The 12,606-nt window shown below is 72.9% G+C and carries 10 protein-coding genes; 5 read left to right on the forward strand and 5 right to left on the reverse strand.

Annotated elements, in window-relative coordinates; translation table 11 throughout:
* Nucleotides 1–104: 104 nt before the first annotated feature.
* From A6A06_RS28335 to ssd, 3 genes are read right to left on the reverse strand one after another with little or no spacing between them, the layout of a single operon-like run.
* Nucleotides 105–1,142, reverse strand: coding sequence for a type II secretion system F family protein (locus A6A06_RS28335; protein WP_073764826.1), 1,038 nt, complete (start codon nucleotides 1,140–1,142; stop codon nucleotides 105–107).
* The gene (locus tag A6A06_RS28340; protein ID WP_443333794.1) at nucleotides 1,139–2,386 is read right to left on the reverse strand and encodes a TadA family conjugal transfer-associated ATPase; all 1,248 of its coding nucleotides are present in this window, start codon (nucleotides 2,384–2,386) and stop codon (nucleotides 1,139–1,141) included. The genes A6A06_RS28335 and A6A06_RS28340 overlap by 4 nt, the downstream gene beginning before the upstream one ends.
* On the reverse strand, nucleotides 2,383–3,555 hold the full coding sequence (gene ssd / locus A6A06_RS28345) for a septum site-determining protein Ssd (RefSeq protein ID WP_073764828.1): 1,173 nt from the start codon (nucleotides 3,553–3,555) through the stop codon (nucleotides 2,383–2,385). The genes A6A06_RS28340 and ssd overlap by 4 nt, the downstream gene beginning before the upstream one ends.
* A gap of 436 nt (nucleotides 3,556–3,991) precedes the next feature.
* Between ssd and A6A06_RS28350 the strand changes: the two genes are divergently transcribed.
* On the forward strand, nucleotides 3,992–4,876 hold the full coding sequence (locus A6A06_RS28350) for an HAD family hydrolase (RefSeq protein WP_073764830.1): 885 nt from the start codon (nucleotides 3,992–3,994) through the stop codon (nucleotides 4,874–4,876).
* 394 nt (nucleotides 4,877–5,270) lie between these two features.
* On the opposite strand, the gene A6A06_RS28355 is transcribed toward A6A06_RS28350, so the two are convergent.
* Nucleotides 5,271–6,092 carry an oxidoreductase gene (locus A6A06_RS28355; protein ID WP_073764832.1) on the reverse strand — a complete coding sequence of 274 codons (822 nt, stop codon included), beginning with the start codon at nucleotides 6,090–6,092 and terminating at the stop codon, nucleotides 5,271–5,273.
* 110 nt (nucleotides 6,093–6,202) lie between these two features.
* On the opposite strand from A6A06_RS28355, the gene A6A06_RS28360 reads away from it, so the two are divergent.
* Nucleotides 6,203–7,189 carry an ATP-binding protein gene (locus A6A06_RS28360; protein ID WP_073764834.1) on the forward strand — a complete coding sequence of 329 codons (987 nt, stop codon included), beginning with the start codon at nucleotides 6,203–6,205 and terminating at the stop codon, nucleotides 7,187–7,189.
* Between the two features lie 44 nt (nucleotides 7,190–7,233).
* On the opposite strand, the gene A6A06_RS28365 is transcribed toward A6A06_RS28360, so the two are convergent.
* Nucleotides 7,234–8,523 (reverse strand): hypothetical protein, encoded by a 1,290-nt coding sequence (locus tag A6A06_RS28365; RefSeq protein ID WP_199931233.1) that lies wholly within the window; start codon nucleotides 8,521–8,523, stop codon nucleotides 7,234–7,236.
* Nucleotides 8,524–8,851: 328 nt separating this feature from the next.
* Here A6A06_RS28365 and A6A06_RS28370 point away from each other — a divergent pair, with 328 nt between their 5' ends.
* The 3 genes from A6A06_RS28370 (at nucleotide 8,852) to A6A06_RS28380 (ending at nucleotide 12,569) form a co-directional block, all read left to right on the forward strand.
* Nucleotides 8,852–11,146, forward strand: coding sequence for a bifunctional SulP family inorganic anion transporter/carbonic anhydrase (locus A6A06_RS28370; RefSeq protein WP_073764836.1), 2,295 nt, complete (start codon nucleotides 8,852–8,854; stop codon nucleotides 11,144–11,146).
* A gap of 74 nt (nucleotides 11,147–11,220) precedes the next feature.
* Complete coding sequence (locus A6A06_RS28375; RefSeq protein WP_079194417.1) at nucleotides 11,221–11,688, forward strand: MarR family winged helix-turn-helix transcriptional regulator; 468 nt, start codon at nucleotides 11,221–11,223, stop codon at nucleotides 11,686–11,688.
* Complete coding sequence (locus A6A06_RS28380; protein WP_073764840.1) at nucleotides 11,688–12,569, forward strand: SDR family NAD(P)-dependent oxidoreductase; 882 nt, start codon at nucleotides 11,688–11,690, stop codon at nucleotides 12,567–12,569. Before A6A06_RS28375 ends, A6A06_RS28380 begins: the two co-directional genes overlap by 1 nt.
* Nucleotides 12,570–12,606 lie beyond the last annotated feature (37 nt).

Below are 12,606 nucleotides of genomic sequence, written 5' to 3' on the forward strand. Positions count from 1 at the left end.
CGCGCGCTTCCCGGACCGCGGCCGACCCGCACACTCCGACGGCGAGAATCAGAAAAACAATCCCCAGGGTGTGGATAACTTCTTGGACGGCGCCCCTCACGTCTTCAGCGGACATGGCCGCCCCTCTCGGCAGCCGCGATGATCCGCCCCGTCCAGACGACGCCGCACCACTCCAGAAGGCCGCCGACCAGCAGGCACGCCCACCCGGCCGGAGTGTGCAGCAACACCCGGAGCGGGTCGGCGCCGAGGGCACTTCCCATCGCGAGCCCTCCGGCCGGAAGAAGCGCGAGCATCAAGGCCGTCGCCCGCGGGCCCGCCAACTGAGCGCGCAGGTCGTCGCGTTGATCACGTTGTGTCCGGAGGGCCGCCGCGATCCGTTCCAGTCCGGCGGCCAGCCCGGCCCCGCCGTCGACGGCGACCTGCCAGCACGCCGCCACCCCGGCCAGCCCTTCCGCACCCGGCAGCCGCGCCGCCGCCCGCAGGGCCGGTGGCACGTCCCCGCCGAACCGGGCCGCCGCCACCACCGCCGCGCCCGCCTCGCCAAAGCCCGGCGCACCGGCAGCCACCAGCGCCTGATCGGGCTGCCGCCCGGCCCGCAGCTCGCCCGCCACCGCCTCGCACAACTCGATCACCGCCACGCCCCGGCGCTCCCGCTCCCGCACCCGCTCGCGGGCCCGCAGCCACCGCCGGACCAGGACCAGCGCCACCACACCGGCGATCACCGGCAGCACCGATCCGCCCAGCACGCCGAGGGCGATCCCCGTCGGCAGGCACCACAGCTCCCATGGGGAGCGGGAGAGACTGTCCCTTCCCTTACCGCCCGGCCGGGGGACCCAATGGACGGCCCTCGTGGCCGTCCCGACCCACGTGGCCCACACAGCCCACGCACCCCACATGACCCAACCCGCCGCTTGTTGCAGCATCCGGCGAAGCCCGGGATCACCCGCTTCCCCGTACGACCGGACGGGACCCGCAGCCTCCCCCCGCCCCTCCGGGCCCGCCCGCTCCCCGCCCACGAGCATCAGGCGCGCCCGCCGTACGTCGTCGCCCCGCCCACCGGACATCCAGACCGCCGCCCCGGCGCACAGCACGGCCGCGCACACCGGCACCGTCGTCACCGCCGTCACTCCGACGTCGCTCATCCCGTGCCCCTCCCCCGCTCACACAGACGCATCAACCGGGCCCACCCCGGTCCCTCTTGAAAGCCATCGGGCGCCCGGACCGCTGCCGGTACGGTCACCACGAAGCCGTCCCGGTCCCGCTCCAGCACGTCCACCCGGGCGAGCCGCCGCCTGCCGTCCCTGTCCCGCACGAGGTGCAGCAGCACCGACAACGCGGCCGCCAACTGGCTGTGCAGGGCGGCCCGGTCGAGCCCGGCCGTCGATCCGAGCGCCTCCAGGCGTGCCGGGACGTCGCACGGGGCGTTCGCATGGACGGTTCCGGAGCCGCCTTCGTGGCCGGTGTTCAAGGCCGCCAGCAGGTCCGTCACTTCGGCGCCGCGCACCTCGCCGACCACCAGCCGGTCCGGCCGCATCCGGAGTGCCTGCCGCACCAGGTCCCGCAGGGTGACGCGGCCGATGCCCTCCTGGTTCGCGGGCCGGGTCTCCAGCCGTACGACATGGGGGTGGTCGGGTCGCAGCTCCGCGGAGTCCTCGGCCAGTACGAGCCGTTCGGCCGGGCCGGCCAGGCTGAGCAGCGAGCTGAGCAAGGTCGTCTTTCCGGAGCCCGTACCGCCGCTGATCAGGAAGGAGAGCCGGGCGTCCAGTACGGCGCGCAGCAGCCGGTCGCCGTCCGGTGGCACCGTCCCCGCCGCGGTCAGTTCCGCCAGGGTGAAGGCGCGGGGGCGCAGGACGCGCAGCGACAGGCAGGTGCCGCCGACCGCCACCGGCGGCAGTACGGCGTGCAGACGGGTCCCGTCGGGCAGCCGGGCGTCCACCCAGGGGCAGGCGTCGTCCAGCCGCCGCCCGGCCACCGACGCCAGGCGCTGGGCGAGCCGGCGCACCGCGGCTTCGTCGGCGAACCGCACTGGCGTGCGCTCCAGGCCGCCGCCGCGGTCCACCCACACCTCGTCTGGCGCGGTGACCAGCACATCGGTCACCTCCGGCTCGGCGACGAGCGGTTCCAGGGGGCCGCTGCCGATCAGCTCCGACCGCAGGGCGGACACCACGCCCAGCACCTCCGCGTCGCCGAGCAGGCGGCCCTCGGCGCGCAGCGCCATGGCGACCCGGGCGGGCGTCGGCTCCGCGCCCGCCTGGGCCAGTCGCCCGCGCACCGCCTCCAGCAGCCCGGCGCCGATGCCCGTCCCGGCACCGCCACGGGCGGTTCGTACGCCGGAGAGGCGCGGTCCGTCCGCTGTCGGCGTCCCGGCCCTCGCGTCCTCCCTCATCCGAACCCACCCCCCGCGCCTTCACCGAACCCCGCCCGCCCGGCCTCCGGCTCTCCGGGCCGCGGCAGCACCCGCTCCCAGAAGGCCGTGCCGAAGTGGCGCAGCGGGCATCGGGCGTTCGCTCCAGGGGGCGCACCCCGGGCCAGTGCGGCCGGGAGGCCGGGCTCCCAGGCCAGCTCTCCGGCCAGTGGAAGGCCGAGCAGGCGGGCGATTTCCCCGGGCTCCAGTTCCGCGGCGCGGGCGGTGCCCGTGGCGGGGCCGCCGCGTGTCACCACCCGCACGTCCGGCAGGACCGTACGGACGAGCGCCGCCACGCGCCGGGCAGCCGCGACCGCCCGCAGTTCGGCGGGGACGACCAGCAGTCCGACGTCGACCTGAGCGAGGGCTTCCACGACCGCTTCGTCCAGCCGCCGCGGCAGGTCCACCACCACGGCGCCGCCCCGTCGGCGGGCGGCCGCCATGACCGCGCGCATCGCCTGGGGCGGGATCGCCACCGTGTCGCCCCGGTCCCAGCTCAGTACGCGTAAGGAGTGCAGTCGCGGCAGCGCTTCCTCCAAGGCGCCGCCGCCCACCCGGCCGCGCGACTCGGCGAATGCGGGCCAGCGCAGCCCTTCCTCCTTCTCGCCGCCCAGCAGCACGTCGAGGCCGCCGCCCAGCGGGTCCGCGTCGACCAGGATGGTGCGGCGGCGGGCGCGGGCCGCCGTCACGGCCAGGGCGCAGGCGAGGGTGCTCGCGCCGGCGCCGCCGCTGCCGCCGATCACCCCCACCGTCACGGCCGCGGGCCCGACGCCTTCCACCGCGTCGGCGATCCGGTCCACGAGCCAGCTCTCGCCGCCGGGGAGCACCAGCACCCGTTCCGCCCCGACCGCGACGGCCAGCCGCCACAGCTGCCGGTCGTCGGCGCCCCGGGCGACGAGCACCACGCCGTCCCTGCGGCCGGCCCCGCACAGCCGGGGCGCGCAGTCGTCGCCGACGATCACCAGGGGCGCCGAAGCCCAGCCGGGGCTGCGGCCCCGGGCGGCGCCGGGTGCCACTTCGGGCGTCGCACCGGCGGCCGCGCACAGTCTCAGGAGGTCGTCGAGAAGGTCCTCGTCCTCGGTGACGATCAGCGGTCCGCCGCGCCCTGCGGCGGGCCCGGGAGGTTGATCGGAAGTCATACGTCCGGCCACGTTCCGTTCCCCTATCGCTACACAACTCACACATCCGCGAACTCGCGGAGTTTCACCGTGCAGCGATCCGGGAAATCCCGTGGATCTTGGTCCAAAACTGTGGACAACTCAATGCCTGTGAATATCCCAGTCACCTATACCAGCGACCTTGAAGGCTCCCTCAGAGCAGCGCAACGGCTACCGTGAGTGACGTATGACGATGGTCGGCAAGCCCTGGCCGGGTGATGAAGAGGAAGCGGCCGATCCGCCTCGGACGGGCAAAAACGCGTCCGGACATGCGACGACCCCCGCCGGGGGGGAGAGCGGGGGTCGTCCCCACGGCCGACTCGGGGGGGGAGGAGTCGGACCGGGTTAGCACGGTCGCGAACGATCCGTGACTTCCATGGTGTACCCGAGAGCCTTCTCAGGCAAACCCACGCGCCACACCTTACGCCGAATGGTGGGCGCCTATGCTCGCCTCGTGGAAAACCACTCCGTGCCCCACTCGGCGACTCACTCGACTCCCCGCACAGCCGCGTTCTTCGACCTGGACAAGACAGTCATTGCTAAGTCGAGCACGCTGACCTTCAGCAAGTCGTTCTACCAAGGCGGCCTGATCAATCGCCGGGCCGTACTGCGTACCGCCTACGCCCAGTTCGTCTTCCTCGCCGGCGGCGCCGACCACGACCAGATGGAACGGATGCGCGCCTACCTGTCGGCGCTCTGCCGCGGCTGGGACGTGGCCCAGGTCCGGGAGATCATCGCGGAAACCCTCCACGAGCTGATCGACCCGCTCATCTACGACGAGGCCGCCTCCCTCATCGAGGAGCACCACACCGCGGGCCGCGACGTCGTGATCGTCTCCACTTCGGGCGCCGAGGTCGTCGAGCCGATCGGACGGCTGCTCGGCGCCGACCGCGTGGTGGCCACCCGCATGGTCGTCGGCGAGGACGGCCGCTTCACGGGCGAGGTGGAGTACTACGCCTACGGCCCGACCAAGGCGCAGGCGATCCGGGATCTCGCCGCCTCCGAGGGCTACGACCTGGCGCGCTGCTACGCGTACAGCGATTCGGCGACCGACGTACCGATGCTGGAGGCGGTCGGCCACCCGTACGCCGTCAACCCGGACCGCGCGCTGCGCCGCGAGGCCGCGAGCCGGGGCTGGCCGGTGCTCTCCTTCACCCGGCCGGTCCAGCTGAAGCAGCGGCTGCCGTCCCTGGGAATGCCGTCGCGTCCGGTGCTCGCCACGGTGGCCGCCGTGGGCGCGGCCGCCGCGACCGCGGGCCTCGTCTGGTACGCGAGCCGGCGGCGCCCGGTTTTTGCCCGTATCACCCGCGTTTGAAGCGAAAAGTAAAGAACTGTGGCGAGGGGTTCCGCTTCCCGCGCGCCAGGAGTACAAAGGTAGTAACGGCCCGCGAGACCGAGGACATCCGAGAGGAAGACCTTCTACGCAGCAAGGCCCACGGACCGAAGCACGGAAACCGGGCACCCACGCGACGCCGACCCGTCGATTACGGGCCAGCCGAACCAGGTAACGGACCAAGTTCTCCGACCTGATCGGCACATCCGGAGCGCGCTTGGTAACCCGGTGGACGTGCCAGCGGCGGTACCGGAACGACTGGGTACCGCCGCAACCCTTTGCCCGGAGGCCGCCGCCCCCGGGCGCTTTGCTGCGAGGCCGCCGCCCCTCGCGGAGCCGACCCAGGGCGCGATCAGCCGAAGGCCGCCTCAGCCCCTCACGCCGCCCCGCGCTGCATCGCCTCGCACACCGCCGTGCTCTCCCGCGCGCCCAGCTCCACCGCGCGCCCGCAGTGCGCGATCCACGCCGTCATGCCCTCCGGGGTGCCGGACACATAGCCCTCCAGCGCCGCGACGTAAGCGGCCCGGTCCTGCTCCGCGTGACCGACCTCCGCCGGGCACACCGACTTCGGGTCGAGCCCGCTGCCGACCAGCACGATGCGTTCGGCGGCCCGCGCGACCAGTCCGTTGTACGAACCGAAGGGCCGCAGCGCCAGCAGTTCGCCGTGCACCACGGCGGCCACCACCAGAGCCGGCGCCTCGCTGCCCGCCAGCAGCAGCCGCGCCAGCCCGTCCAGGCGCCCGGCGACCTCGTCGGCGTCCGGCAGCGGCAGTTCCACGAGGGGCTCGTCGACCGGCTCGCCCGCCAGCCGCGGCCGCCCCACCGAGTCCTGCTGCGTGCCGCCACCCGCCGCCACCAGGTGCAGCCGCGCCAGCACCCTTAGAGGCGACTGCCGCCACACGCTGAGCAGTTGCCCGGCCTCGGCGGTCAGCCGCAGTGCCGCGCCGACCGTACGCGGCTCGCCGTCGACACCGAAGTCGGAGCGCCGCCGCACCTCTTCCAGCGCCCAGTCGGCTCCGGCCAGTGCGGCGGAGGCACGCGCTCCGCGCAGCGCCGCCTCGGAGGTGACCTCGTTGCTGCGCCGCCGCATGATCCGGTGTCCGTAGACCCGGTCCACGCTCTTGCGCATGGAGTCCACGGCGTCGGCGGCTCCCGGGAGCGAGGCCAGGGTCGCGAGCGGATCGGCTGTCGTACTCATGGGTACGACCCTACGCACCCCGGACGCCGCAAGACCGCACCGCTCGAAGGAGTGGTCTTCTTCACCCGAACCTCTCACCCAAGGCAACTCGGCGATTACCCTTCGTGAACATGAAGATCGCGTTCGTGGGCAAGGGCGGCAGTGGGAAGACCACGCTGTCCTCCCTGTTCATCCGCCACCTCGCCGCCGCCCGCGTCCCCGTGATCGCGGTGGACGCCGACATCAACCAGCACCTGGCCACCGCCCTCGGCATGGACGAGGCGGAGGCCGCCGCCCTGCCCGCGCTCGGCGCCCGGCTGCCGCTGGTCAAGGACTACCTGCGCGGCACCAACCCGCGTATCGCCTCCGCCGAGACGATGATCAAGACGACGCCGCCCGGTGAGGGTTCGCGGCTGCTGCGGATCGTCGAGGACAACCCGGTGTACGCGGCGTGCGCCCGGCCCGTGCCCGTGGAGGGCGAAACGGTGCACCTGATGGCGACCGGCCCCTTCACCGAATCAGACCTGGGGGTGGCCTGCTACCACTCCAAGGTCGGCGCGGTCGAACTGTGCCTGAACCACCTCGTGGACGGCCGCGAGGAGTACGTCGTCGTCGACATGACGGCCGGGTCCGACTCGTTCGCCTCCGGGATGTTCACCCGCTTCGACCTGACGTTCCTGGTCGCCGAGCCCACCCGTAAGGGCATCGCGGTCTACCGCCAGTACAAGGACTACGCGCGCGACTACGGCATCGCCCTCAAGGTCGTCGGCAACAAGGTCCAGGGCCCGGACGACGCCGCCTTCCTGGCCGACGAGGTGGGCGAGGACCTGCTGCTGACGGTGGGGGACTCGGCGTGGGTGCGGGCCATGGAGAAGGGCCGGCCGCACCGCTTCGACCTGCTGGAGGCCGACACCCGGCAGGCCCTGAAGGAGCTGCACGCCGCCGCTGACGAAACGTACGAGCAGCGCGACTGGGAGCGCTACACCCGACAGATGGTGCACTTCCACCTGAAGAACGCGGAGAGCTGGGCGAACGCGAAGACGGGCGCCGACCTGGCGGCCCAGGTCGACCCCGCCTTCGTCCTCGCGGAGCCCGTGGGTGCTCCGCAGCTCACCTGACGTCCTCTCACGGGCCGTACATGCCGGGTCGGCGCGCCTGCCCGCTACTCCGCGTCCCGCCGCACCGGCTTGGCCGGGCTGGCCGAGCCGGCGGGCCTCTCCGGCGCGCCGGGCTTCGCGGACGGGGTCGTCAGATAGCCTCCCCAGCCGCCCTTCGGGGCCCCGCCCACCGGCAGCCCGCGCAGCTTCTCCAGCACCTGCGGGTCCTGCGCGTCGAGCCAGTCGGCCAGTTGCTTGAAGGTCACGCAGCGCACGCCCCGGCGGGGGCAGACGGTCTTGATCGCGTCCTCGACGGCGCGCATGTACGTGCCGCCGTTCCAGGACTCGAAGTGGTTGCCGACGATGAGCGGCGCCCGGTTGCCCTTCTCGGCACGGTCGAACGCGGCGACCAGGCCGTCCCGCATCTGCCGGCCCCAGGCGGTGTGCATCGCCGGGTCGCCCCTGGTCGTACCGGACTGGTTGACGAGGAAGTTGTAGTCCATCGAGAGCGTCTCGAAGGCCCGGCCGGGGACGGGGATCTGCTGGAGGGGGAGGTCCCAGATGCCGTCGATCCGCTCGGGCCACAGCTGTCGGCCGCCGACGGAGCTGGAGTCGTAGCGGAAGCCCATCGCCTTGGCGGCCGGGATCAGGTTGCGCTGCCCTTCGAGGCAGGGGGCGCGGCCGCCGACGAGTTCCTTGCTGTAGTCGAACGGCAGCGGCTTCTCGGTCCTCAGCCCGGTGTGCGTCTTCCAGGTCTTGACGAACGCCTCGGCCTGCCGGATCTCGCTCTCCCACTCCTCCTGCGACCAGGTGCCGACGCCGCCGTTGGCGCCGCAGAAGTGGCCGTTGAAGTGCGTGCCGATCTCGTTGCCGTCCATCCAGGCGCCGCGCATCTGCTCCACGGTGGCCCGTACGCCCTTGACGTCGTTGAAGCCGATGTCGGAGGCGCCCGGGTTGTGCTTGGGCGGGTGGTAGACGTCCTTCTTGCTGCCCGGGAGCAGGTAGACGCCGCTGAGGAAGTACGTCATCCGGGCGTTGTACTTCTTGCCGACCGCGCGGAAGTGCGAGAACAGCTTCTGGCTGTCCTCGCCGGCGCCGTCCCAGGAGAAGACCACGAACTGCGGCGGCCGCTCACCGGGGCGCAGGCGCTCGGCCCTGGGCTGCATCGGCTGGGTCCCGGTGTACGCCGTCGAGCCGTCGCCGATGAGTTTGACCTGCTGGGCGGTGCGCTGCGGCGCGGCCCGGCCCCCCTGGACGCCGTTCGGGCCGCCCTCGCTCCCCCCGGCGCAGCCGGCGACCGCCGCCAGCGCCATCGTCGTGACCAACCCGGCCGTGACCTTTGATGCGGCTGCCATCAGCCACCTCACTCCCTGAGCTGCGATGTGCGAAACGGAGAAATCAAAAAAACTGATTAACCGTTTTTAAGCTCGCATAAGCCATGAAGTGGGATGAAAAGGACAAGCGACTCGTCGTCACATTCACTCAAAAGACGGAACGGTAGACCCGAATGCCTGAAAAGGCTTCTCTATGCCTTTACGTGTCATTACGCTTCATTTACCGATGCTTGAGAGTCACCGGGCCGTCACGAACCGTGACACCAGCCGGCCGGCTCGCGTCCCGCCGCAGTACACCGCCGCCCACGATCGCGCCCCGCGCGACCGCGCCGCCCCGGAGGAGACGGGAATGTCGCAGCTGCAGCAGCCGCCAACGCCACCCGGTGCACCGCATACGCCCCGCCCCCAGCCCCCGCCCGCCGCGCGCGCCGCGGCCCGGCGCGGCGACCTGTCCGCCTCGTTCGTCGTCTTTCTGATCGCCGTACCGCTCTCGCTCGGCCTCGCCCTGGCCACCGGCGCGCCCCTCCAGGCCGGCCTGGTCGCCGCGGCCGTCGGCGGCATCGTGGCCGGACTGCTCGGCGGCGCGCCCCTCCAGGTCAGCGGCGCGGCGACGAGCCTGCTCGTGGTCACGGCCGAACTGGTGCAGCGGTACGGCTGGCGGGCCACCTGTGCCGTCACGGTCCTCGCCGGCGTCGCCCAGCTGGCCCTCGGCGCCGTACGGGTCGCCAGGGGCGCCCTCGCCATCAGCCCCGCGATCGTGCACGCCATGCTCGCGGGCATCGGCGTCACCATCGCTCTCGGGCAGCTGCACGTGGTGCTCGGCGGCAGCCCCGACAGCTCGGCGGTCGACAACGTCGCGTCGCTGCCCGGCCAGTTGGCGCACCCGCACGTCGCCGCCCTGCTCATCGGCGCCGTCACGGTCGCGGTGCTCGCCGGATGGCGGCGGCTGCCCGGACGGGCCGGGCGGGTCGCGCGGACGGTGCCGGCCCCGCTGGCCGCCGTGGCCGCCGCCACGGCCGTGAGCGCGGCCGCGCCGGTGCCGCGGGTCGCGCTGCCCGACTGGGCGCCGCAGGCCCTGCCCGCCCTCCCGGACGGGCCCGTCCTCGCGCTCGCCGCGGCCGTCCTGACCGTCACCCTCGTGGCCAGCATGGAGTCGCTGCTGTCCGCGGTCGCGGTCGACCGCCTCACCGCCGACCACGCCGTGCCCGTCCCCCGCACCGACCTGAACCGCGAACTGGCCGCCCAGGGTGTCGCCAACGTGGTGTCCGGGCTGCTGGGCGGGCTCCCGGTGGCCGGCGGCGCGATGCGCGGCTCGGCGAACGTACGGGCGGGCGCCGTCAGCCGGCGAGCCACCGTGCTGCACGGCGTCTGGGTGGTGCTCTGCGCCGGCCTGTTCGCCACGGCCCTGGAGCTGATCCCGCTGGCCGCGCTCGCCGCGCTGGTGATGGCCGTCGGCGTACGGATGGTGAGCTTCGCGCACATCAAGCACGTGCAGCGGCACCGCGAGTTCCCGGTCTACGCGGTCACCTTGGGAGGCGTGGTGCTCTTCGGCGTCCTGCAGGGCGTGGCCCTGGGTATCGGGGTGACGGTCTTCCTGTCGCTGCGGCGGCTGACCCACACCCGGGTCACGGTCAGCGACGAGGACGGCCGCCACCGGGTGCGCGTCAATGGGCAGTTGACTTTCCTCGCGGTACCGAGGCTGACCCGGGCGCTGTCCCAGGTGCCCGCCGGTGCGGACACCGTCGTCGAGCTGGGAGGCTCGTTCATGGACCACGCCGCGTACGAGGCCCTGCGGGCCTGGTCCGACGGGCATCGCGCGGGCGGCGGCTGGGTGTCCCTCGGCGGCCGCGCCGGAAGCCCGATCGCGGAGCCGGCCAGTGCCCACCACTGCCGTCCGTGGACCCCGTGGCGCAACCACCACTGCACCCGCCCTCCGGAGGAGGCCGCGGCCACCCCGCGGTCCAGCGGCAGCCAACTGCTCGGCGGGGTCAGCGCGTTCCAGCGCCACACGGCACCGCTCGTACGGGACGAGCTGGCGCGGCTGGCCCACGAAGGCCAGCGGCCCACCCAGCTCTTCCTGACGTGCGCCGATTCCCGGCTGGTCACCAGCATGATCACATCGAGCGGGCCGGGCGACCTGTTCACCGTCCGCAACGTCGGCAACCTGATGCCGCCGCCCGGCACGGACGCCGCCTGCGATTCGGTGGGCGCGGCCATCGAGTACGCGGTGGAGGTGCTGAAGGTCGGCTCGCTGACCGTCTGCGGGCATTCGGGGTGCGGCGCGATGCAGGCGCTGCTCGGCGCCGGCCACGAGCCGGGCGCGCAGACCCCGCTCGCGCGCTGGCTGCGGCACGGCCGCCCGAGCCTGGCGCGGATGCAGCGCATCGGGCGGCTGGGCCGGGGCGAGGTCGCGCTCGCCGACCGCCCGGTGGCCGACGACGTGGAACGCCTCGCGCTGGTCAACGTCGTCCAGCAGCTCGACCACCTCATGTCGTACCCGTGCGTCGCCCACCGCGTCGCCGAGGGCACGCTCACCCTGCACGGCATGTACTTCCACGTGGCCGAGGCCCAGGCGTATGTCCTCGACCGGACCACCGGCCGGTTCTGCGCGGTACGGCCGGAGGCGGCGGCGGTCACGTCGTAGCCGGAGCCCCGGAAGAGATTCACACGATTTACATGGAACTTCCAATGATTGGAAGTTCCATGTACTGTTCGGGCATGGACGACGCCCGCTTGAACGAAGAGCTGACCGACCATCTGTTCGCCATCCGCACCCAGCTGCACGCCGAGTTGAAGGACCTGGCGCGCGCGGCAGGACTGACGGACACGCAGACCGACGTGCTGTGGCGGCTGAGCCGCGGGCCGGAAATGACCGCGCGCCACCTGGCCGATCGCCTGCAGTGCGACGCGTCAACGGCCACGTCGATGATCGACCGGCTGGAGAAGCGCGGCCTGGTACGCCGTGTGCCCCACCCCACCGACCGCCGGGCCAAGGTCATCCAGCTCACCGACGAGGGCTGCGCACTGCGCGACCGCGTCATCCGGCACAGCGCCGAGCACTCACCCTTCGCCCGCCTCGACCGCGCCGACAGACTGCGCCTGCACGCACTGCTGCGCGAGGCGGCCGGCGCCCCCCGGCCGGCCGAGACCTCCGCCGGAGAAGACGACCACGGCCGGGGGCAGTGATGAGCACGGCAACCACCGTGATCACCGGTGGCGGATCGGGCCTCGGTCTGGTGACGGCACGTCACCTGACCGAGGCCGGGCAGACGGTCATCCTCGTCGGCCGGGACGCGGCGCGTACCGCCGCTGCGGCCGACAGCCTGCGCGGCCTCGCGCCCGACGACGGCCGGGGCGCCGCGCCCAGGACGTACACCGCCGATCTGGAGCAGTGGTCACAGGTCCGCGGCCTGGCGGAGCGACTCGCTTCGGACGCCGTCTCCGTGGACGTGCTCATCAACAACGCAGGGGCCGCGTTTCCCCGCTACGAGCAGACCGCGGACGGCGCCGAGCGGGCCCACGCCCTCAACCACCACGCGCCGTTCCTGCTCACGCACGCCCTCCTGGCCGACGGAACACTCGCCCCCGGTGCCAGGATCATCAACCTGTCGACGTTCGTGGAGAAGCGCGGCAAGGTCGACACCGGCGATCCGGACGTCACCGGCAGGTCGTGGAAGACCCGCTTCTACCACCAGCTCAACGTCTACGCGTCCAGCAAACTCATCAGCCTCCTGGCCACCCGGGAACTCGCGCGGCGCCTGCCCGACGGCATGAGCGCCTACAACGCCGATTCCGGCATGGTGAAGGGCACCGCCATCAACAGCAACGCCGGTGGCCTGATGCGGCTGACGGCCCCGCTGTTCAAGCCGTTCGCCGTCTCGCCGGACGACGGCGTGCGGACTCCGGTCCTGCTTGCCACGGCCTCACCCGCGCCGCGGCCCAGCGGCGGCTACTTCAGCAAGTCCCGGCCGGGGACTCCTTCCCGCCCGGCCCAGGACGACGGCCTCGCCCGCACGGTCTACGGCAGGACCGCGCGCCTGCTGGGCATCGAGCCACTGCCCCGGTAGTCCGAGCGTCAGCCCCGGGCCGCTCCTTCACCCTCTC

Origin of the sequence: Streptomyces sp. CB02923, from assembly GCF_001905005.1 — a bacterium.
In the GTDB taxonomy this organism is placed as follows: Bacteria; Actinomycetota; Actinomycetes; order Streptomycetales; family Streptomycetaceae; genus Streptomyces.